General features: G+C 43.2%; 22 protein-coding genes, 3 tRNA genes, 1 rRNA gene, 1 other RNA gene and 1 other annotated feature. Of the genes, 19 read left to right on the top strand and 8 right to left on the bottom strand.

Annotated elements, in window-relative coordinates; genetic code table 11:
* Positions 1-40: 40 nt before the first annotated feature.
* From CRO17_RS00130 to proC, 5 genes are all read left to right on the top strand, one after another.
* Complete coding sequence (locus tag CRO17_RS00130; protein ID WP_245864509.1) at positions 41-1,369, top strand: serine hydrolase; 1,329 nt, start codon at positions 41-43, stop codon at positions 1,367-1,369.
* Positions 1,370-1,670: 301 nt separating this feature from the next.
* Positions 1,671-1,873, top strand: a binding site (T-box leader).
* 50 nt (positions 1,874-1,923) lie between these two features.
* Positions 1,924-3,198, top strand: a complete 1,275-nt coding sequence (gene serS, locus CRO17_RS00125) for a serine--tRNA ligase (protein WP_097038113.1) — start codon at positions 1,924-1,926, stop codon at positions 3,196-3,198.
* Between the two features lie 61 nt (positions 3,199-3,259).
* Positions 3,260-3,354 (top strand) — tRNA-Ser (locus CRO17_RS00120).
* A 59-nt stretch (positions 3,355-3,413) separates the two neighbouring features.
* Positions 3,414-3,506: transfer RNA gene (locus tag CRO17_RS00115), tRNA-Ser, on the top strand.
* A gap of 133 nt (positions 3,507-3,639) precedes the next feature.
* A complete protein-coding gene (gene proC, locus CRO17_RS00110) occupies positions 3,640-4,461 on the top strand; it encodes a pyrroline-5-carboxylate reductase (RefSeq protein WP_097038111.1) in 822 nt (273 codons plus the stop codon).
* A gap of 25 nt (positions 4,462-4,486) precedes the next feature.
* Here proC and CRO17_RS00105 read toward each other — a convergent pair whose 3' ends face one another.
* Both CRO17_RS00105 and CRO17_RS00100 read right to left on the bottom strand, forming a co-directional pair.
* The gene (locus CRO17_RS00105; protein WP_097038109.1) at positions 4,487-5,167 is read right to left on the bottom strand and encodes a deoxynucleoside kinase; all 681 of its coding nucleotides are present in this window, start codon (positions 5,165-5,167) and stop codon (positions 4,487-4,489) included.
* Positions 5,164-5,805 (bottom strand): deoxynucleoside kinase, encoded by a 642-nt coding sequence (locus CRO17_RS00100; RefSeq protein WP_097038106.1) that lies wholly within the window; start codon positions 5,803-5,805, stop codon positions 5,164-5,166. Before CRO17_RS00100 ends, CRO17_RS00105 begins: the two co-directional genes overlap by 4 nt.
* A gap of 150 nt (positions 5,806-5,955) precedes the next feature.
* Here CRO17_RS00100 and CRO17_RS00095 point away from each other — a divergent pair.
* Positions 5,956-6,028: transfer RNA gene (locus CRO17_RS00095), tRNA-Arg, on the top strand.
* Positions 6,029-6,235: 207 nt separating this feature from the next.
* Here the strand turns inward: CRO17_RS00095 and CRO17_RS00090 are convergent.
* The 3 genes from CRO17_RS00090 to CRO17_RS00080 are packed head-to-tail and all read right to left on the bottom strand — an operon-like array spanning position 6,236 to position 10,030.
* A complete protein-coding gene (locus tag CRO17_RS00090) occupies positions 6,236-7,480 on the bottom strand; it encodes a Ger(x)C family spore germination protein (RefSeq protein WP_097038104.1) in 1,245 nt (414 codons plus the stop codon).
* Positions 7,477-8,568, bottom strand: coding sequence for a GerAB/ArcD/ProY family transporter (locus CRO17_RS00085; protein WP_097038102.1), 1,092 nt, complete (start codon positions 8,566-8,568; stop codon positions 7,477-7,479). Before CRO17_RS00085 ends, CRO17_RS00090 begins: the two co-directional genes overlap by 4 nt.
* A gap of 19 nt (positions 8,569-8,587) precedes the next feature.
* On the bottom strand, positions 8,588-10,030 hold the full coding sequence (locus CRO17_RS00080) for a spore germination protein (protein ID WP_245864507.1): 1,443 nt from the start codon (positions 10,028-10,030) through the stop codon (positions 8,588-8,590).
* 228 nt (positions 10,031-10,258) lie between these two features.
* Between CRO17_RS00080 and CRO17_RS00075 the strand changes: the two genes are divergently transcribed.
* Complete coding sequence (locus tag CRO17_RS00075; protein ID WP_097038100.1) at positions 10,259-11,008, top strand: N-acetylmuramoyl-L-alanine amidase; 750 nt, start codon at positions 10,259-10,261, stop codon at positions 11,006-11,008.
* A gap of 163 nt (positions 11,009-11,171) precedes the next feature.
* Here CRO17_RS00075 and CRO17_RS00070 read toward each other — a convergent pair whose 3' ends face one another.
* On the bottom strand, positions 11,172-11,354 hold the full coding sequence (locus tag CRO17_RS00070; RefSeq protein ID WP_097038097.1) for a CsbD family protein: 183 nt from the start codon (positions 11,352-11,354) through the stop codon (positions 11,172-11,174).
* 244 nt (positions 11,355-11,598) lie between these two features.
* On the opposite strand from CRO17_RS00070, the gene CRO17_RS17310 reads away from it, so the two are divergent.
* The 4 genes from CRO17_RS17310 to CRO17_RS00055 all read left to right on the top strand — a co-directional run bounded on the left by CRO17_RS17310 (position 11,599) and on the right by CRO17_RS00055 (position 15,124).
* Positions 11,599-11,757: an aldehyde dehydrogenase family protein gene (locus tag CRO17_RS17310; protein WP_143595971.1), complete on the top strand. Its 159-nt coding sequence runs from the start codon at positions 11,599-11,601 to the stop codon at positions 11,755-11,757.
* Positions 11,758-12,075: 318 nt separating this feature from the next.
* A complete protein-coding gene (gene acsA, locus CRO17_RS00065; protein WP_097038096.1) occupies positions 12,076-13,779 on the top strand; it encodes an acetate--CoA ligase in 1,704 nt (567 codons plus the stop codon).
* 64 nt (positions 13,780-13,843) lie between these two features.
* The gene (locus CRO17_RS00060; protein WP_097038093.1) at positions 13,844-14,356 is read left to right on the top strand and encodes a type 1 glutamine amidotransferase domain-containing protein; all 513 of its coding nucleotides are present in this window, start codon (positions 13,844-13,846) and stop codon (positions 14,354-14,356) included.
* Between the two features lie 51 nt (positions 14,357-14,407).
* Positions 14,408-15,124: a DUF3891 family protein gene (locus CRO17_RS00055; RefSeq protein ID WP_097038090.1), complete on the top strand. Its 717-nt coding sequence runs from the start codon at positions 14,408-14,410 to the stop codon at positions 15,122-15,124.
* A gap of 28 nt (positions 15,125-15,152) precedes the next feature.
* Here CRO17_RS00055 and CRO17_RS00050 read toward each other — a convergent pair whose 3' ends face one another.
* Both CRO17_RS00050 and CRO17_RS00045 read right to left on the bottom strand, forming a co-directional pair.
* Positions 15,153-16,439: a glycoside hydrolase family 18 protein gene (locus CRO17_RS00050; RefSeq protein ID WP_097038088.1), complete on the bottom strand. Its 1,287-nt coding sequence runs from the start codon at positions 16,437-16,439 to the stop codon at positions 15,153-15,155.
* A gap of 60 nt (positions 16,440-16,499) precedes the next feature.
* The gene (locus CRO17_RS00045; protein WP_245864505.1) at positions 16,500-17,024 is read right to left on the bottom strand and encodes a cysteine hydrolase family protein; all 525 of its coding nucleotides are present in this window, start codon (positions 17,022-17,024) and stop codon (positions 16,500-16,502) included.
* A gap of 101 nt (positions 17,025-17,125) precedes the next feature.
* Here CRO17_RS00045 and tadA point away from each other — a divergent pair, with 101 nt between their 5' ends.
* The 8 genes from tadA to CRO17_RS00005 all read left to right on the top strand — a co-directional run.
* A complete protein-coding gene (gene tadA, locus CRO17_RS00040; RefSeq protein WP_097038084.1) occupies positions 17,126-17,605 on the top strand; it encodes a tRNA adenosine(34) deaminase TadA in 480 nt (159 codons plus the stop codon).
* Positions 17,606-17,674: 69 nt separating this feature from the next.
* Positions 17,675-17,940, top strand: an RNA gene (gene ffs / locus CRO17_RS00035) — signal recognition particle sRNA large type.
* A 115-nt stretch (positions 17,941-18,055) separates the two neighbouring features.
* The gene (gene dnaX, locus CRO17_RS00030; RefSeq protein ID WP_097038082.1) at positions 18,056-19,738 is read left to right on the top strand and encodes a DNA polymerase III subunit gamma/tau; all 1,683 of its coding nucleotides are present in this window, start codon (positions 18,056-18,058) and stop codon (positions 19,736-19,738) included.
* Between the two features lie 30 nt (positions 19,739-19,768).
* Positions 19,769-20,086: a YbaB/EbfC family nucleoid-associated protein gene (locus CRO17_RS00025; RefSeq protein ID WP_077305912.1), complete on the top strand. Its 318-nt coding sequence runs from the start codon at positions 19,769-19,771 to the stop codon at positions 20,084-20,086.
* A 16-nt stretch (positions 20,087-20,102) separates the two neighbouring features.
* Positions 20,103-20,699, top strand: a complete 597-nt coding sequence (gene recR, locus CRO17_RS00020) for a recombination mediator RecR (RefSeq protein ID WP_097038080.1) — start codon at positions 20,103-20,105, stop codon at positions 20,697-20,699.
* 14 nt (positions 20,700-20,713) lie between these two features.
* Positions 20,714-20,929, top strand: coding sequence for a YaaL family protein (locus tag CRO17_RS00015; RefSeq protein ID WP_077305908.1), 216 nt, complete (start codon positions 20,714-20,716; stop codon positions 20,927-20,929).
* Positions 20,930-21,003: 74 nt separating this feature from the next.
* Positions 21,004-21,264, top strand: a complete 261-nt coding sequence (locus tag CRO17_RS00010) for a pro-sigmaK processing inhibitor BofA family protein (RefSeq protein ID WP_097038077.1) — start codon at positions 21,004-21,006, stop codon at positions 21,262-21,264.
* A 235-nt stretch (positions 21,265-21,499) separates the two neighbouring features.
* Positions 21,500-21,748, top strand: a 16S ribosomal RNA gene (locus tag CRO17_RS00005); the annotation flags it as partial.

Here is a 21,748-nt window from a genome sequence, read left to right as displayed (position 1 = left end):
ATAAAATAACGATTCTATATATTTGTGGAGGTAGAAACACTTGAAACATCTTTTGAAAGCATCGATGATCGGTTTATTCGCGATGCTGATTACGTTTAGCACTTTTACAGCAAAGCCACTAGACACACAAGCTGCGGGAAGCTTGAATATCGAAGCGGAATCCGCAATTTTAATAGACGCCAACTCTGGTGAGATATTATATGCGAAGAATGCTGATCTCACTTTACCTCCAGCAAGTATGACAAAAATGATGTCGGAATACCTCATCTTAGACGCGATTGAAGCAGGAACTATTTCCTGGGACACAACAACGCAAGTGAGTGATTATCCTTACGCCATTTCAGCTAATAAGGATTTCTCCGGTACAGGGCTTACACAGGACAAAGATTACACAGTGCGTGATCTTTACAATGCAATGGCTATCTATTCTGATAATGCTGCTACTGTTGTATTAGCAGAACTTGTAGCTGGCAGTGAGACAGAATTTGTGAAAATGATGAACAAAAAAGCTGAAAAAATCGGCATGAAAGAGTACAAGTTCGTTAATGCTTCTGGTCTTGCCAACTCTGACCTTGGTGATAGCCGTCCTGAGGGAACTGGAGTCAATGAAGACAATCTTATGTCAGCAAGATCAACTGGTATTCTTGCTTATAACTTAATCAAAGATCACCCGGAAGCACTGGATGTTGCCGGCACAACACAAGCAGAGTTTGACGGTAAAAAAATTACAAACTGGAACTGGATGCTGCCGAATATGCCTGGCTACCTAAAAGCATATGGCTATGAAGGCATGGATGGTTTGAAAACAGGGCACACAGATGCGGCTGGCTACTGTTTCACAGGTACTGCTGAAAGAAACGGCCAGCGATACATTACCGTTGTGATGAAGACAGCGAGCGAAGAAGCACGTTTCCAAGAAACAGCGAAATTGCTGGATTACGGCTTTAATCAGTTTAAACAAACAGAACTTTATAAAGCTGGCACAGAAATCAAAGACCATGAATCTTTATCTGTAGCTAAAGGAAAAGACGATACAGCAGCCATCGCAACGAAAGAAGCAATTACAACTTCCGTTAAAAACGGCGAAGAAGATAAATATCATCTTGAATTTAAAGTCGATGAGGACAAGCTGAACAAAGAAGACGAGCTGGTAGCTCCAGTGAAAAAAGGCGATAAAGTTGGTACAGCTACACTCGTCTATGAAGGCGATAATCTAGGAAACATCAACGGCGGCTCTTACACTGTCGATATTGTTGCATCAGAAGACGTTGAAAAATCAAACTGGTTCATGCTCACCCTAGGCGCCATCGGAGACTTCTTCTCCGGTATCTTCACTAGCGTAGCTGATACAGTTAAAGGCTGGTTTTAACTAAGAAAAGCGGAAAAGACCGGTTAGAAACGGAGGAATAGGTGAGAAAGCCCGGAATGAGGTGCTTTGTCTCAAGCAGGGCTTTATCGCCTATACCGCAGTTTCTGGTCTTAGCAGCTAGACACCAAAGAAAAGCGGAGAAAGCCGTTTAGGAACGTAAGGATAAGCAAGAACCCCGGAGAGTTCATCTTTTTCGGGGTTTTTATGTATAAATCACCTTTTTTTTGCGGAAGCTAGATCCAGAATTGCATATCATACTTGCATAATTACCTGGAATTAGCTATTCTTTAGGAAGAATAACAACAACGTGATGATAGGAACTAGTAACCCATAGCATGCTAGAGAGAGTCGACGGCTGGTGAAAGTCGATGCAGCGCTGTGAGTGAATCCATCCTGGAATGGTATGGAGACATACCCGGTACAAACCGTTATCTTGTCGAGCCGGAAGACAGTTTTTCGTCTTCAATCAGGGTGGTATCGCGGGTGAAACATCTCGTCCCTTTTTCTATAGGGGCGGGGTGTTTTTTTGTTTAAGAAAAAAGGAGGAAGCTCGTATGCTTGATATGAAATATCTGCGCTCTAATTTTGAGGAAGTAAAACAGAAGCTTACAAATCGCGGTGAAGATTTAAGTGACTTGGATAAGTTCGGTGACCTGGATGAACGTCGCCGTAAGCTGATTAATGGCACTGAAGAATTGAAAGCGAAACGCAATGAAGTATCAAAGGAAATTGCCGTACTGAAGAAAGAGAAACAAGATGCTGATGCACAAATCAAGGAAATGCGTGAAGTAGGCGATCAAATCAAAGCTTATGATGAGGAGCTTCGTGAGGTGGAAAGCGAGCTGGATATGCTATTGCTCTCCATCCCGAATATTCCGCATGAGAGCGTTCCTGTGGGCGAATCTGAAGATGATAATGTAGAAGCGCGTACGTGGGGCAACGTGCAGCAGAAAGATTTCGAAGAGAAAGCACACTGGGATCTTGCTGCTGATTTAGAGATTCTTGATTTTGAACGTGCTGGTAAAGTGACAGGAAGCCGCTTTGTTTATTACAAGGGGTTAGGCGCGCGTCTAGAGCGTGCTTTGATCAACTTCATGATGGATCTTCATGCTGATGAACATGGATACGAAGAAATGCTGCCCCCTTATATGGTAAACAGAACAAGCATGACAGGAACAGGACAGCTGCCGAAATTTGAAGAAGATGCCTTTAAGGTAGAAGGATGGGATTACTTCCTTATCCCAACAGCAGAAGTACCTGTCACGAACTATTATCGAGAAGAGATTCTAAAAGGTGAACAGCTGCCGCAGAAGTTTGCAGCATTCAGTGCATCTTTCCGTTCAGAAGCTGGTTCTGCTGGCCGTGATACACGTGGTCTTATTCGTCAGCATCAGTTTAACAAGGTAGAATTGGTGCAGTTCGTTAAACCAGAAGATTCTTATGCTGTGCTAGAAGAAATCACTGGCCATGCAGAAAAAGTCTTGCAGCTGCTCGGTCTGCCATATCGAGTGATGAGCATGTGCACAGGTGATCTTGGTTTCACTGCTGCGAAAAAGTATGATTTAGAAGTTTGGCTGCCAAGCAGCGGCACTTATCGGGAAATCTCTTCTGTATCTAACTTTGAGGACTTTCAAGCTCGCCGTGCTGGTATTCGTTTCAAACGTGATGAAAAGAGTAAGCCAGAATTTGTGCACACATTGAATGGATCTGGTTTGGCACTGGGACGCACAGTTGCTGCAATCTTGGAGAACTATCAGCAAGCAGATGGATCCATCAAGGTACCAGAAGTATTGGTATCTTACATGGGCGGCAAAACAGAAATTCGCTAATGTCAGTTTCTTGACAGAGATAGAGTAAATATGGTGAGATTATTTTTGGAGACAAAAGCATGGAGGGGTACCCAAGTTCGGCTGAAGGGATCGGTCTCGAAAACCGACAGGGGTTTAATAAGACCCGCGGGGGTTCAAATCCCCCCTCCTCCGCCATATTTTCATTTTTTCTTGACATCTATTGAGAGTACATGGTATATTATATCTTGTCTTACGGAGGAATACCCAAGTTTGGCTGAAGGGATCGGTCTTGAAAACCGACAGGGGCTTAACGGCTCGCGGGGGTTCGAATCCCTCTTCCTCCGCCATATTTTACAAACGCATAAAATTGGAGATATACAAAATCGTTACGTTATCGTAACGATTTTTTTTATATATTGATTTCCGGACAGCAGCGTCAGATAATACAACAAACGTGTTTCACGTGGAACGGAGGTTTTTATGGATAAAATAGCTTTTATAGGTGCAGGAGCGATGACGGAAGCAATCGTTAAGGGTGTAATCAAAGCCGAGCTTTTGCCTGCTCCGCATATTTGGGTCACGAATCATGCGAATGAGGAAAGGCTGCAGCGGATGCACGCTGTATACGGTGTCACGGTAACTCGTAATCAAAACGAACTGCTGCAGGAGACAGATATTATTATCTTATCTGTAAAGCCAAAAGATGCAGAGCAGGCATTACGGAGCTTAGGAGTAGCACAGCTGGGAAAGCAGCAAATTGTTGTTTCGCTGATGGCAGGTATAACTACTGCTTACTTGGAAAGCTTCCTGCCAGCAGGGCAGCCAGTCATTCGCGTGATGCCTAATACGTCTGCAACCATTTTAGAAGCTGCCACGGCTATTGCTGCAGGAACATATACTGATAAGCAGCAGCTGCAGCTTGTAAAGCGATTGTTTGGTACTGTTGGGTCTGCTGTTGAAGTAGGGGAGGAATTGATGGATGCTGTTACCGCAATTTCGGGAAGCGGTCCTGCTTATATCTATTATTTGATGGAAGCATTAGAAGAAGCCAGCTCCCAAGTTGGATTAGACGAAGACATTGGGAAACAGCTTTTAATCCAAACTTTCAAAGGAGCAGCGGCCATGCTGGAGCAGTCGGAGTTATCTTCTGCGCAGCTTCGGGCGAACATTACCAGTGCCGGCGGGACTACTGCGGCGGGTATTGCTGTGCTGGAAAATCAAAATGTGAAAGCTGCAGTTAAAGCCTGTGTACAGGCTGCTGCAGTACGATCGAAAGAAATGGGCCAAGCATACAGCAAATAAAAAAATCCGCCTCGAAGGCGGATTTTTAATTGAGCTGACGGGATGTCCACTTGCGTGAGTGCTGAATAAAATGGCCAACTTTCTCTAAAATCGGCTCTATCGATGTATTTGGATCGAGCAAATCATAGTCGGCAATATTCACTCGCAATACAGGACAAGCATTGAAGTTGTTGATCCATTTCTCATAGCGATGAAACATCCCTTCCCAATAACTGATTGGTGTTTGCTGTTCCATCTCACGGCCGCGCTGTTTGATACGGCTGATAATGTGGTCGAAGGAACCTTCCAAATAGATTAGCAAATCTGGATGTGGGAAGTAAGGTGTCATCACCATAGCATCAAAGAGAGAACGATAGGTTTCATAATCTACATCAGACATATTTCCTTCTTCATAAGCCATGCGGGCGAATATACCAGTGTCCTCGTAAATAGAGCGGTCTTGAATGAAGCCGCCGCCGTATTCGAAGATTCGCTTTTGCTCCTTGAATCGCTCTGCTAGGAAGTAGACCTGCAGGTGAAAGCTCCAGCGTTCAAAGTCGGCATAGAATTTATCCAAGTATGGATTGCCGTCTACTTTTTCAAAACTTGTACGAAAATCTAATGCTTGGGACAATGCTTGTGTCATGGTTGATTTTCCGACACCGACAGTACCTGCAATGGTAATGACACTGTCAGCAGGAATCTGATATTTATCTCTAAGATTCATGATGATGTTACTCCTTTATTCAAGTGAAAGGAAATCTCTTCACATATATACTGCCAATCCTGTTCGTTTTGCACAAAATCCAATTTATCCCCGCTAAGACGAAGCACAGGAATGTGTGGATTTTCTTCTTCAAATTGATCCATGAAGTTCCGATAATCAGCTGTTAATTGTTCTAAATAATCGGGCTGGATATGCTGCTCGGCAGCACGAGCTCTCATCTCAATTCGTTTCAGCAATGTTTCCAAACTGGCATCTAGATAGATAACCATATTCGGCAATGCAACATCCTCTGTTAAGATAGAGAAGATTTTGCTGTATTTCTCATATTCTGCTGCAGCAAGTGTACGCTGTGCAAAAATCATATTCTTAGCAATATGATAATCTGCTACAACCGGTTTTTGCTGAGAAAGATAATCCCTGCGAATATCGTTTAGCTGTTTGTATCGATTTGTTAAAAAGAACATTTCCAGCTGGAAGCTCCACTCATCAATGTCTTCATAAAACTTGCCTAAAAATGGATTTTCTTCAACGATTTCCTTCAGTAGTTCGTAATGAAAATGGTCTGAAATTCTTTTAGCCAATGATGTCTTTCCGACACCAATCGGCCCTTCCACTGCAATAAAAGGCAGCTCGTGCATGCTGTATCCTCCAAACTAAAACGTTGTATGGCAAATAAATATAGTTTACCATAGAAGAGCTTGTGCTTCGATATTGCAAAGACAGAAACTGCTGGAAAATACAGCCTACTTTGCAAGGAAGCTGCAATTCGCTATAATGTATCTTATCGTGGCTCCGTAGCTCAGGGGATAGAGCATCGGTTTCCTAAACCGTGTGTCGCAAGTTCGAATCTTGCCGGGGCCGCTCGTATAAAACAGCCGGCATGCAAAAGCATGCCGGCTGTTTTTTTAAAGGCGAAACATCAGGAAAGGGGAGGCGACAACTATGATTACCAAACAGACAGTAGCAAGCATAGCGGGTTTATTTCCATCCTTGTTTAATGAATAGGCTAAGGTAGACGTGTATATTGTAACGATAACCGTCAATAACGCAATGAAAAAATTCAGCATGTTAGTCTTTCACTCTCCCTAGATCGGATTGTCTCAAAACCTTTCCGAATTCAAGACTTGTCAAACGGAAATTCATCTTTATCTCCGCATTCGGGTAGATCTTTTTACTCCAATCCGCTTTTTCGTAATCCTGGATAGTAAGGAAATGTCGTCTTATGTGCAGGGACCAGTAAAACGGTTCACCTTTGTATTTCTTCTGCGTTACTTCAATAAACTTTTCTGTCATCTGTTTGAGCTGCCTTTCGAGGTTATTGCGTAATAGCTCCCTTTTTTTATCATCTGAGATATAATTTACAGTACTTGGGATGGAGTAGACATCCAACCGGAAGTTTATATCTGCATATATAGTTGTTTTTCCATTTGGCCGGTAATCTACAGTGATTTTTGGTTCTTCTGCTTTGAATCGGGCAGCTATTTTATAATCCGGTTTCAGAGGGTCTTTATAATTTGCTATAAAATCCTGCTGGGAAAGCGTTGGGTCGAGCATAACGCTGATTCGTGTTTCCTCACCAGTCAGTTCATCAATCATTTTACCTTCCTTAAAGAGAGCTGATCCCATAAACTGTGTTTTATTTTCGCCCTTTAGGGGGATGTCACCAGCAGTGTATTTATCCTCACTTTTATATTCCTGCTTATCCTCCGGCTTTACGGTAGCCAATGGTGCGATAAACAAATCGGCATCTCCTTCCGTGATATAATAAAATCGACTCAATGGAGCATCCGGGATGATTCCTGTTTCCTTGGCTCTATCTAACATATACTGGTAATATTTATGCGGCCTTGTTTCCATTTTCGGTTTATTTTGTTGGAGGAAGTCGGCAGCTTTTTCTTTTGATACGACCAGCTGTGCATTCAGCCGCAGCTCTACCGTACTGGGAACAGTTTGCATCAAATGAATGAATTCGTTTGATTTTGCTAATTTACTCGATATAATAACGACCCTCACTTGCTCCAGGGTGATCTCCTTCGCAACAGATGAATTAGCAGCATTCGTGGCTGATAAAAAATCTGCCCCCAACACTGAAACCAATTCTTGTGGTGATTCATTTGGAGATGGGCTTATTGTGGAACTGCCTACCTCCGGATTGGCAATCTGAAAAGTAAAACGAAAGATATTTGGCTTATCCGTCTTGTCGACACCAACAGCAACTACAAATGCCTGTTCTTCTATTTCCTTCCTATCGGTACAGCCAGAGAGCAATATGATCATTGGAATGCAAACTATCATGACTAACAGCTTCCTCATCGCTCTCTCCTACCTCTCAAGAGAGACATGACCCATAGAAGGAAGGGAAATAGCAAGAAAATCGGGCTGATATATTCCAATACCACTTCTCTTACGGAGAGCTCGTTAGTCACAAAGCTCGGTGCGATAGAACCGAGGGTCAATATTAGGAAACAAAAAGGGAGGAGATAGGATTCAAACGGCTTTACCTTAAAAATTGCCCCGAAGGTCCACACGAGCAAATAAAGGAAGACGCTAAAGCGTAAGAAACTGCATATTAACCAACCTACCATGAAAAAGGTGCTTACATTAGTAAAAAAATGACCTAATGTGACTATCTCGGTTGTTTCTTGGTACGGAAAGGCTACATTTTCGATGGTATTGTAATCGAATACGATTGCATAGGTAAGATAAAAGAAAGTAATGAAGAAAAATGCAAGGCCGCTTCCCAGGTAAATGCCCCGGCGGAAAAACTTTGGCTCACGAAATGCCTGATATCCAATGGTGAGAAGAAACATCTCTAAGAATAGGGAGGATTTATTCCATCCTTCCGTTAAAATGACTCCAAGTCCACTTCCAAATATCGGGAAAATGCGATTCCATACTGCGTTGCTCTGACCTAGCCAGAGAATAAAAATAATTGTGAATAGGATGAAGGGCATAAACATCCAAGAAATACTTCCAATTGACTCCAACCCCTTACTGGCAGTTATGAAACAAACCAAGAGAAAGATCGTAAAAATAAAAGTAGTGGATGCGTTTGGAAAGTAAAGATAGTTAATTTGCTCGACATAATTCCTTAGGTCGAGCACTATTACGATAAAAGCACTTAGGAAAATAAGCAGGCATAATAGTGTACCGATCTTACTCCCCAATAAATGTTGAATCAATTCCACTAAATTATAGTTCTTATGTTTCTTCAGCAAATGCATCAAAAGCAGAAAAGAAGGGAGCAGGAAAAGGAGGGAAGCGATTGGAACAAGCCATACGGCATTTTTGGTATGTCCAGCCAACATAGCTGGGGTTGTATCTGCTGATTTTAATCCGACCATAAACCATGCCATTGTTAGCAACTCTCTTGTTTTAAGCGGTCTTTTAACTAATACCATCTTTACCCTTCTTTCATGCTTATTGTTTATCTTTATCCTGCGGCTTTAGAAATACTGGTCGCCATCGCTCTTTCTTCAGTAATATCCGGAAGAAAGTATCATGCGTAGATTTGGTAGACGGAGTGGCTGGTGACATATAGGAAACTCCAAAAGATTTAATTGATACCAGGTATACCGTCCATATCATGATTGCACCGAGCAGGCTCATGAAGCCAAATAAAGAGCTGGCACAAATGAAGATAAATCGGGAGATCCTAAGGGTATGGTTGATACTGTAATTAGCAGCCGTAAAGGAAGATAGCCCGCTTAACGCCACCAGAATGACAACAATCGGACTCACAATATTTGCTTGTACTGCTGCCTGTCCGAGAATTAAAGCTCCAACTATCCCGATTGTTGGACCAAGCGGTGATGGTATACGTATACCGGCTTCCCGTATGAGCTCGAAGGCAAATTCCATTATTAAAACCTCAATAAATACGGGCACGGGTACTCTCTCTCTGCTGGCTGCGATTGCGAGCAGTAAATCAATAGGAATCAACTGGCTGTGGAAATTTGTTATGGCTATATAGACTGCTGAAACAAATAATGTAATTAGGTAAGCTGATGCTCGGATAAACCGACTAAAGTTACCGAAAATAACACGTAGATAGCGGTCCTCCGGTGAATGGAAGAAGGACCAAATTGTAGCCGGTGCAATCAGGCATGAGGAGGAATTATCCATCATCAACACTATGAATCCCTCTGCGATGTAATTGCTGGCGTTATCTGGACGCTCACTATAAAGCATCGTTGGAAATAACGAAAGGGGGCGTTCTTCGATAAACTGTTCCAGTATTTCTATGTTACAAACAGTATCTACTGAAATAGATTTCAGCCTTTTTCGAATGTTATCCAATACCTCTGGATTAGCTAAGTCCCGTATATAAACGAGAGATACAGACATCGCTGGTCTGGCACCTATCTCCACATTCTCCACGATAGTATCTTTGGAAGGCAGCCGTTTCCGAATAATAGAGATATTGGTATCAAGTGATTCAGTAAATGCTTCTTTTGGTCCCTTAACTGTTTTTTCATTTTCTGCCTTTTCAATGGCTCGGTGTTTCAGATCAGGAATTTTAGCAGCATAGGCTTCCCGGCAGCCTTCCTGGAAAATGACAACATAGCCTGAACTTAAAGCGTCTTCCACCTTTTTCATATCTTTTAAGCTTTCAATTCCAGGAACAGCTAGAAGTGCCGGCAGAGGAACATCTTTCTTACTACTTAGAATTGGTGATATAACGTGATTTGAAAGTTGTTTCGTGTCTACAGTTGTCGAATAAAAGAATAAGTGATATCTCCCAGTGGCTGCGGTAAGTGGCCGAGATACAAAATCCATATTCACTCCATGGGAATATTGAGTCTCTATATATTCTTGGTTCTTAGATAAATCCCGGGAGATGAGTGTCTCCTTATTCTTCACATTTGCCTCCGTTTTCTTTTGCCTGGAAAAAATGACAATCACTCCCCTTTACGTATTTCTAGTTTGGCTAACTTCTTTCTTTTTATGAGATGTTTCACACCGTATCGCTTCAAAAAACGATACTAAATGCAGAATGGGTTGTGAAATTGTGACATCAACCGCTTTTATTTAGTACAAGGCTGCATAAGGTACCACATGGCAGTCAAAAAAAGAAAGGGAGATGGTCGAATGGTGAAAATTTATGTAGATCCAGGACACGGAGGTTCAGATCCAGGTGCAACAGCGAACGGTCTTCAGGAGAAAAATGTGACATTGGCAATTGGGGCATCAATTCGGGATATTCTGCAGCTGGAGTATGAAAATGCAGAGGTTCGGATGTCACGTACTGGTGATACGTTCCCGTCACTTTCCCAGCGAACGAATGATGCAAATGCTTGGGGGGCGGATTTCTTTCTCAGCATTCATGTTAATGCTGGCGGGGGGACTGGCTATGAGGATTACATCTATCCCTCATTGTCAGACCGTTCCGAAACTGCTGTGGCGCGTGCTAGTATCCACGAAGAAGTCATGAAACTAATTGATATGCGTGATCGCGGTATGAAGGAAGCCAACTTCCATGTACTTCGAGAAACAGCAATGCCTGCTGTCCTGACAGAGAATGGTTTTATCGATAATAGTGCGGACGCAGCGAAGATGAAGAATAATGGATGGATTCAAAATGTGGCGCGAGGTCATGTGAATGGCTTGGAACGTGCACTTGGCCTTCGTAAGAAAGCAAACTCAACCTTCTTGATTCGTGTGAAGGCGCAGTCTCTATACTATTATGATGCACCAGATTGGGATGCGCGTGCTGGGGTAGTAAGTCAAGGAGAAGTGTTCACTGTAGTGGAGACTTTGACTGTTGATGGAGCTACCATGTATAAGCTGAAGAGCGGAAATTATATTACAGCTAATCCGCAGTATGTAGAGATTGTTTAAACAAAAAGGGCTGCCAAATTGGCAGCCTTTTTGTGTTAGAAATTTAGGGGAAATCTAATGCAATAAGTGTAGCACGAAATTTGTTGAAATTGGGTGCTGCATGTACTTTCCCAAGTACTGCCGTTTCCTTGTTAGTTTATCTTACAAAATAGAAGGTACTTTCTTAGCGTTTTTCTTTAAACTTACCGGCAATATCTTGTAAATTCCCTTTTGTTTTGTCTTTCTTGCCTTCACTTTGCATACCTTTATCCCCTTTTGCATTACCCATTTGATCTTTAGCTTCCCCTTTTACTTTGGATACTGTACTTTTTGCTTTATCACTAAGACTTTGTTTATTCTCTGCCATGGTAATCCACTCCTTTTGTGAATAGTTGTATACAGAGCTTGTTCCCGCGAAAATTAATTGTAAACTTTTTCAGGAAAAGTGTTTAATTTTTTGAAAGAAGGGTATAGTGATAACAGGTATCCCCCATACCACTAATCTGCTAAGTGTAAGGAAAGGTCCATTCCGGCGAGGAATGGGCCTTTTTGTGTTTGTGCAACTCATCTAGGTGGAACTGCATTACCAAATATAGCTTGAGGAGGTGCACATGGATACGCATCAGCTGTATATCATTGGACGTTTTGTTACTTCACAAGCAGAAGATACAATCGACATCTTGAATCCTGCAACTGAAGCAGTTATCTCAAAGATACCGAAAGCGACAGAAGATGAAGTGAATCAAGCGGTGGAAGGTGCAGCAGCATAAAAAGAGTGGGAGCAAACACCAGCAATTGAACGCGCTAAAATTGTCCGCCAGCTTGGAGATGAATTGGAAAAACGGAAAGACACTTTTGTTTCTTTGCTGTAGGAGGAACAAGGAAAGAATTACGAGCTTGCTACAGGCGAAGTGGATATGGCAATTGCCTTCTTTGGTTATACATCCGAATTTTATTATTTTCCTTTCACTGGTAAAGAAAACAAGGTACAATAGGGATAACCTACTTGCCTTACAACCATAGACAGAGGCTTTTTTTATTTCAGTTTATTGAAAACGCTTACAAAATAAAGGGAAGGATGTCGAATCATGAAAATGTTAGCACCTCTCGCTGGGAAGCATAATGTAACTGATTTTGAAGCGCTTTGTAAGTCTTTTGAATGGAGTCACATGGAACGAGAATTTTCTTGGTTTACAACAGGCAAAGTGAATGCAGCGTATGAAGCAGTCGATCGTCATGCGGAAAATCCCGCTAAATCCGACCAGCTTGCCTTAATTTATCAAGATGGAGACACGGAAGAGAAATGGACGTTTGCCCAGCTGAAGAATCGCAGCAATCAGGCAGCCAATATGCTTAAATCCCTAGGGGTGACAAAAGGGGATCGCGTATTTCTGTTCATGCCTCGCTGTCCTGACTTCTATGCAAGTTTCTTTGGCATTCTCAAAAATGGTGCTGTTGCTGGTCCTTTATTTGAAGCCTTTATGGAACAGGCGGTAGAAGATCGGTTAAAGGATAGCGGTGCAAAAGTTTTAATTACGACAGCAGAATTGCTGCCACGTGTAAAACGGGAAAACCTGCCAGATCTAAAGGAAATCATTGTACTCGATTGTGAACCAGCAGATGATTTACATGATTATGAGAAACTGATGAATGCTGCATCAACAGCGTTTGAACCTGTTTGGCTAGATAAAGAAGATGGCATGCTGCTGCATTATACCTCAGGTTCTACTGGGAAACCGAAAGGGGTGTATCACGCTCATCGTGCTATGATACAGCATTATGCTACTGGTAAATGGGTGCTGGATTTGCAAGAGAGTGATGTGTATTGGTGCACTGCTGATCCTGGCTGGGTAACAGGAACAAGTTACGGTATTTTTGGGCCTTGGCTGAATGGCGCAACGAATGTAATTGCTGGCGGACGTTTCACGCCGGAAGCTTGGTATAAAATGATCGAAAAGCACAAAGTAACCGTGTGGTATACAGCGCCGACTGCATTGCGAAAGCTGGCTGCTGCAGGAGATGAGGTAGCGCATTCCTTTGACTTATCCTCGCTTCGTCATGTCCTCAGCGTCGGGGAGCCTCTAAACCCGGAAATTATCTATTGGGCCGAAGAAGTATACGGGAAACGCATCCATGATACGTGGTGGATGACCGAAACCGGCGCAATGCTGATTGTCAATCATCCAACGCTGCCGATTAAACCAGGTGCGATGGGAAAACCGATTCCAGGTGTAGAAGCTGCCATTATAGATGATGCCGGTAATGTATTACCGCCGCACCAAAGCGGAAACTTAGCAGTGAAAGCTGGCTGGCCGTCAATGATGAAGACCATTTGGGGCAACCAGGAGAAGTTTGACAGTTACTTCATCAATGGCTGGTATGTTTCCGGTGATAGCGCCAAAATGGATGAAGACGGCTATTTCTGGTTCGAAGGGCGTTTGGATGATGTCATTAACACGTCAGGCAAACTCGTTGGTCCATTTGAAGTGGAAAGCAAACTTATTGAACATCCTGCTGTAACGGAAGCTGCGGTGATTGGAAAACCGGATGAAGAGCGTGGAGAAATTATCAAGGCGTTTATTACATTGGATAAGGGACACTTAGACTCTATCGAGCTGCGTGAAGAAATCCGTCTGTTTATCAAGAAGGGGTTGAGTGCACATGCAGCCCCTCGTGAAATAGAGATTGTAAGCTCCATTCCGAAGACAAGAAGCGGCAAAATTATGCGCCGCTTACTTCGTGCCAAAGAACTTGGGCTTCCGCTAGGGGACACGTCTACTTTAGAGGAATAATGTTTAAACAGCTTCACACGTGGAACTATACATTGTGTAATACTTTTAAAAGGAGTGTTAGACAATGGCTAAGATTGCAACAGTGATTACCGATATGTTTGAAGACGTAGAATACACAGACCCAGCTAAAGCATTCAAGGAAGCTGGTCATGAAATTACCACAATCGAAATGGAAGCAGGCAAATCTGTTACAGGAAAGCAAGGAGACGCAACGGTGTCCATTGATAAAGGCATTGATGAGGTAAACCCTTCAGATTTTGATGCACTATTCATTCCTGGCGGCTTTTCACCAGACGGCTTGCGAGCAGATGATCGTCTCGTTAATTTTGCAAAACATTTTATGGATGAAAAGAAACCCGTATTTGCAATTTGTCACGGTCCGCAGCTGCTTATTACAGCTAAAACGCTAGAAGGACGTAAAGCAACAGGATTTAAATCCATTCAAGTAGATATGGAATATGCAGGTGCTACAGTCGAAGATAAGGAAGTTGTTGTATGTCAAGATCAACTGGTTACAAGCAGACAGCCTGATGACATTCCAGCTTTCATCGAGCAATCCTTGAAACTAATCAAATAAAAACGAATTTACTCCCGGCGATTGCCGGGAGTTTTATATAGGAGGGAGAATATGATTATAAGAGAAACTGCCAAGGGAACGATACTTATTCCGCAACATGCACATGCCGCTATTTCCGGGGAAATAGCCAGGCATTGGCGTACAGATGACCCGGAATCACCTGCGCAGCGCCCGGAGGCAATCATGGCAATTGAGCAGCATGATCGAGCTTGGATACCATTAGATGAAATGCCAAAGAAAAAGCCAGATGGGGGCGGATTTTACAGTTTTATTAATTACCCGTTATCTGATAAGCTTCGTGCTTACCAGCAAGGTATTATGGAAGTGAGAGAGCAATCCCGTTATGCAGCTATTTTATGCAGCCGTCATTATTGCTCCTTCTTTCCTGAAGACACAGATGATTATCGAATTAAAGCATTTCTGGAACGGGAGAAGGGTTTGCAGCAAGCAGATCAGCAAACGCTATCACCTCGGGAAAGAGAAACGCTGGCGCTTGATCAGAAGTTTCTCGAATTCTGCGATGATGTTTCCCTTTATATTTGTATGAATGAACCTGGTGCCTCAAAAGAAGAGGAAGTAAGCTGGTTCAGAGGTGGCTTTCGACAGCATTTTTCTTTTGCTGATAAGATAATCGGAGCATGGGTATCAGCCGATCAAGTCACACTTACCCCTTCCCCTCTGCAAAGTCCGCTGAACGTGTCTGTTCCGATGTACATTGCAGATGGAAATCAGTGGAGAGAAGAAAAGTACTGGGTAACAGTGACATAAGAAAAAGAGCAGTAGGGAACACTGCTCTTTAAAGCTTTCTAATCGTAAAATTGTCCTGAAGCAGCAGCCAGTTTTGCGGGAAAGAAAGACCTAGCTTCCAATAACTTATACCCCGCAAGTTCAATTCCTTGATCAAATCAAACTTGGCTTGGATAGAGCGGGCATCCTCAAACCACACCTCATGCTGAGCACCGTCAGCATCTGTATAGGTGAAGAACGGTGCTTGTGCTGTTGTGTCATATTGAATGGAAACATTATTTTCACGTGCAAGTGCGATTGCTTGCTGCGGACTCAAGGCTTTGGCATAATCTCCACCGGGTTCATAGGGAAGTGTCCAGTCATATCCATACAAGTTCTGACCAAGCACTATTTTATTTGCTGGCATTTCTGTCAGTGCATACTCTACAACGTCCCGCACATTTGGTAAAGGAGAGACTGCAAGCGGCGGTCCTCCGCTGTATCCCCATTCATATGTCATCAAAACTACAAAATCCACAATTTCACCATGAGCAGCATAGTCATGCGCTTCATACCATTGTCCTTGCTGCGTAGCACTTGTTTTTGGTGCTACCGCTGTGGATACACGCAATCCTTGAGGGCGAAGCCTGGCGACAGCACGACGGAGGAAATTATTATAGTCTTCTCGATTTTCTGCCGGAAGAAATTCAATATCAAAGTGAACCTCACGAAATCCAACATTTTTGGCAGTATCAATAATGTTTGTGAACAAGCGATCCTGGACACTTGTATCTGTCACGAGTGTTTTGCCAAGTTCTTCACTGAACTGTCCATTCTCAATTGTAGAAATAGCTAAGCTCAGCGTCGTATTGTTGTTCTTGGCGATGGTGGAAAAATCATTTAATGGCGGGGCAGTCAGATTACCCTGGCGGTCAACTTTGTAACTGAACGGCATTAAATAGGTCAGATAAGGTGCACGTTGTCTGGCTGCTGTCTCCAGCGCTTGGGAAACTGTATTCCCTGATGGTTCGATGTAAGCATTGGAATCAATCTCTCTCTTTGGTTTGGCAGGAAGATAAAGGCGCAGGCCAGGCTGAAGGGTAGCGGTTTCTGAAATGTTATTGATACGAGCTATTTCTGCTGCGGTTAGATTGTTTTTTCTAGCAATGCTGTAAAGACTATCCCCTGTTTGGACATAATAAAAGGAACCGATAATGGGGATTACTAATGCTTGGCCGATGACAAGGTTATTAGGGGCTTCTAGTTCATTTGCTCGAATTAATTCCTGACTGGTCGTACCGTACCGGCTTGCGATGCTGTTTACTGTGTCTCCACGCTGGACCGTATAGATTTGCAAAACGACTCCTCCTTTAAGTAGCCTCTGTAGAAAAGCTATGCTAGGAGGAGCCGTTCTATGTTAGATTGGATCGGTTTGAGCATTGAGTGTACTCTCAATGACGCGCAATGCATCATCGTTTTCTTCCTTTGTATTAGAAGCTATACAGTTTTTTGGCACGTCTAGCTTATATTCCCGCATATGTGCATCATTTGCGGAGAAGATGACACAAATATTGCCAGCGACACCAGCTAGAATGATACGTTCGCACTCCAATTCGTTAAGCAGGGACGGAAGGGAGGTCTGAAAGAAAGCAGAGTGTTTTGGTTTCAAAAGGAAGTAATCATCTTCCGTAGGCATCATTTTATCTATAATTTCCTTGTTGTCATCTGTTCGGGTATGATCAGCGATTTTTTTAAAGTTATCCTGCCAAATACCATAGTGATCGTTAACGTAAATAACAGGCCATTTGTTCTCTTTCGCCTTATTGCGCAGCTTCTCCCAGTTGGGGAGGATTTCCTTTGTATTCTCGAGCAGTTTATCACCACCGGGAAAGTCGAATGTATTGAATACATCTATAAATAATACGGCTTTTTTTTCACTCACAGCTATTGTCCCCTTTACTTCATAGTAGAAAGCTTTTTATACTTATACATTATCTACTTCAGGTAACTTCAAACCTTTAAATAGAAATGTGGGATATATATATGACAACAGATGCTTACTGGATGGAACAAGCAATAAAGGAGGCGAAGCGGGCAGAGCTTCTTGGTGAAGTTCCGATTGGAGCAATTATCGTGAAAGACGGGAAAATAATCGCTAGCGGTTTCAATTTAAGAGAGACAACGCAGCAGGCGCAGTCACATGCTGAGATGCATGCTATTCAATCAGCGAATGAACAAGTTGGCAGCTGGCGGCTGGAGGATTGTGATTTATATGTCACACTTGAGCCATGTCCAATGTGTGCGGGAGCTATTATCCAATCGCGAATCCGGCGTGTGATATTTGGTGCCTATGATCCGAAAGCGGGATGTGCAGGTACATTATATAATTTATTGGATGACACGCGATTCAATCATCAAACAGAGGTGATAGGCGGCGTCATGCAAGAGGAATGCGGCGGAATGCTCACCTCCTTTTTCCGAGATTTACGGAAGCGCAAAGCTGCGAAAAACAGCCGGGATTGATTTTTCATTATAAACAAGCTATACTATAAATTGCGCTAACAAATGCGCCTAACATTAATCACAACTTAGCCGTGCTAAGCGGGGAGGTAGCGGTGCCCTGTACTCGCAATCCGCTGTAGCGAGGCCGAATTCCCGCCCGAGGTAATACGGCTTTAAGGTCTGCCATAAGGAATTGGTGTTGACACCCGGGTCCTGCGCAACAGGAACCTGTGAACCCTGTCAGGTCCGGAAGGAAGCAGCAGTAAGCAGTTCCTCCTGTGTGCCGCGGGGAAGCCTGGGTCGAGCCATGAACTTATGTAACGCTTAGATCCGTATTATCGACGGTGGGTGCACGGCGCTTAATCAATAAATAATCAGAGTCCTTGCCATTTGGTAAGGGCTCTTTCTATGTAGTAACAGGTTTCTAATTCCGTTATAATGGAATAACAAAGAAAAAAGGAGCGCGGCCTAATGAGCTATCAAGCGTTATACCGTGTTTGGCGGCCGAGAACATTTTCTGATGTAGTAGGTCAGGAGCCGATTATCCGCACATTAAAAAATGCCATAATGCAGGATAAATTTTCACATGCCTACTTGTTTTCCGGACCGCGTGGTACAGGGAAGACAAGTGCGGCGAAGATCTTTGCAAAGACGATCAACTGCGAGCACGCACCTGTAGAGGAAGCATGCAATGAATGTGCAGCCTGCAGAGGGATACAAGACGGATCTATCTCCGATGTGATTGAGATAGATGCGGCGTCCAATAATGGTGTCGAGCAAATAAGGGATATCCGGGACAAAGTAAAATATGCTCCCAGCGCGGTAAACTATAAAGTATATATTATCGATGAAGTTCACATGCTCTCAATCGGGGCATTCAATGCGCTTTTAAAGACATTGGAAGAACCGCCGAAACATGTAGTCTTTATTTTAGCAACAACAGAACCGCATAAGATTCCGCTGACCATCATTTCGCGCTGTCAGCGTTTTGACTTCAAACGAATTAACCAGCAAGCTATGGTCAATAGAATGCAGGAGATTCTGGATAAAGAGCAGATAACTGTATCTGATGAAGCGGTAGAATCTGTTGCACTTGCAGCAGAAGGTGGAATGCGGGATGCGCTCAGTCTTTTAGATCAGGCGATTTCTTATAGTGAAGAAACCGTCCAGCTGGAGGATGTCTTGGCTGTTACAGGTGCTGTTTCTCAAGACAGACTTACGGCAGTCATTCGGGCGTGTGCGAAGCAAGATGTGACAACAGCACTCGAGCAAGTGGATTTACTCATACAGGATGGGAAAGATCCAGGACGTTTTGTCTTTGATCTTATCTATTATTTACGGGACTTGCTTATGTTCCAAAGTGCTCCGGGAATGGAGAATATCTTGGAACGCGTACTGGTGGACGATGCATTCAAGCAGTTGGCAGAGGAAGTTGATGCAGCTTGGATCCAAGCCGCCATTGTAGAGCTCAACCGCTGCCAGCAGGAGATTAAATGGGCAAACAGTCCAAAAGTGTTTGTTGAAATCGCTATTCTTCATATTGCTGATCAAAGCGCTCCGACAGCGAGTGTAGAAGCAGAAGCTGTTCAGCAGCTGACACGGAAACTCTCTCAGCTTGAGCAAGAGCTGAAGCAATTGAAGCAGCAGCCACAGCAATCAAATGCCTCCGCTGCAGCAGAGCAACCGAAACGACCAGTGCGGACAGGCGGTAAGAACAGCTACCGTGTGCCATTTGAACGGATTCGCCAAGTGTTATCGGAAGCGACAAAGGATGAATTGAAGCTGGTAGCGGAACATTGGGCAAGTTTCATGGATGCGTTGAAACGGCAGAATGCCCCTGCTCATGCCACTATCTTGAATAGTAAGCCAAGAGCAGCATCTACTAACGCAATTATTATTGGATTTAAATATGAGATCCACTGTTCACTTGCCTTAGAACATAAAGACACGATAGAATCATTACTAGCAGATCGCATCGGACATCAAGTCGCGATTATACCGATTCCGGAAGAGAATTGGACAGAGCTGCGAGAAGATTTCTTGAAGAATCAAAAGCAACAAGACCCGGCAGACGCTGCGAATCAGGAAGAAGATCCAATTATCGCAGAAGCAAGAAAACTTGTCGGAGATGACTTACTCGAAATAAAAGATTGATATCTACTTATTCCAAGGAGGGATTTTTCCATGCGTGGTGGTGGGAATATGAACAATATGATGAAACAGATGCAGAAGATGCAGAAGAAAATGATGCAGGCTCAAGAAGAGCTTCATGAAATGACATTCGAAGCAACTGCAGGCGGCGGTGCTGTAAAAGTAATCGCTAATGGTAAAAAAGAGATAACAGATGTAGAAATCCAAGAAGAAGTAGTAGATCCAGATGATGTGGAAATGCTGCAGGACTTAATTATTTCAGCTACAAACGAAGTATTGAAGCAAGTTGATGAAAAATCAAATTCAACAATGGGACAGTTCACGAAAGGTTTACCTGGAGGAATGTTCTAGGAGGCAGCTATAACAAATGTATTATCCTGAACCGATATCGAAGCTGATTGACAGTTTTACGAAACTACCTGGTATTGGTCCTAAGACAGCCGTGCGTCTCGCTTTCCATGTATTGAGCATGAAAGAAGATGACGTGATGGACTTTGCAAAAGCATTAGTAAATGCGAAGCGTGAGCTGACACATTGCAGTATTTGCGGTCATATCACGGATCAAGATCCATGCAGTATATGTCAGGATGAATCCAGAGACGGTACATTGATATGTGTTGTACAGGATCCAAAAGATGTTATTGCCATGGAGAAAATGCGAGAATTCAACGGGAAGTACCATGTGCTGCATGGGGCGATTTCTCCTATGGATGGTATTGGGCCTGAAGACATTAATGTCCCGTCATTGCTAAACCGCTTAAAGGATGAGGAAGTGGAGGAGCTAATCCTTGCAACCAATCCAAATATAGAAGGTGAAGCTACAGCCATGTATATATCCAAGCTAGTCAGACCATCTGGTATACGAACAACAAGAATCGCACACGGTCTGCCGATGGGTGGAGATCTGGAGTATGCAGATGAGGTCACCCTTTCCAAAGCAATGGAAGGCAGAAGAGAACTGTAAAGCAGGTGAGATAAATGGCTGCCAGAAGATTAAAGAAATCTGATGTGGACAAAGAGTTATTGCAAGATATATTTAAAATGAAGAATGATTGGATGAGCATACAATCCATTATTGATAGAAGTGTCGATGCAAGTGAGTTGGGGCAATATGATTTACAGGTCGCACAGGCCAAGTATTTATTCATGCTTCGAGAAGCTAGGCACCGTAATCTGAGCGCATTGCGTGTATAACGCAATGCGTGTTCTTTTTTCTTGTTGCTTTTCATAATGTAGAAAAGCAGGACAAGTTAAAGGAGAGATGGAATATGTCTTATACAATTATCGGCATCCTCTTAGCGGCGGTTGTCATCTTACTTATCTCAGGAACATCCAGTAAGCTGTTCGGTTTAGCGCTGAAAGGTTCGGTTAGAGTAATTCTCGGTGTATTTCTATTATTTTTATTCAATGTAGTAGGAGCACTAGCTGGTCTTCATATACCGATTAATGGAGCAACAGCAGTGTTGGTGGGAGTGTTAGGAGTTCCGGGAATCGCTTCTTTGGCAGCGATTCAATATTTTTTGTTATAAAGTGTTGCCATCTTACTATAATCGTGGTATATTATTTGAGTCGCTTCGGAACGGGGCAGACAACATATAAAAACATGTTGACAGCGAAAGTTGAAACATGATATGATGTTCTAGTCGCCTATTGAGCGGCAGAACAAAATTGATCTTTGAAAACTGAACAAAACAACCAATTACGAACTAAACGACATGGTCTTTTATAAGACCAACGTCAGCGCAAGAAGCAAAGCATCACACTTTCATGGAGAGTTTGATCTTGGCTCAGGACGAACGCTGGCGGCGTGCCTAATACATGCAAGTCGAGCGCAGGAAGCTAGATGACCCCTTCGGGGTGATTCTAGTGGAATGAGCGGCGGACGGGTGAGTAACACGTGGGCAACCTGCCTGTAAGACTGGGATAACTCCGGGAAACCGGGGCTAATACCGGATAGTATTTTCTTTCTCCTGATTGAAAATGGAAAGACGGTTTCGGCTGTCACTTACAGAT

Origin of the sequence: Terribacillus aidingensis (genome assembly GCF_900215625.1) — a bacterium.
Lineage (GTDB): Bacteria > Bacillota > Bacilli > Bacillales > Amphibacillaceae > Terribacillus > Terribacillus aidingensis.
The sequence above is the reverse complement of the archived record's forward strand: the minus strand, read 5'-3'. Positions and strand labels throughout refer to the sequence as shown.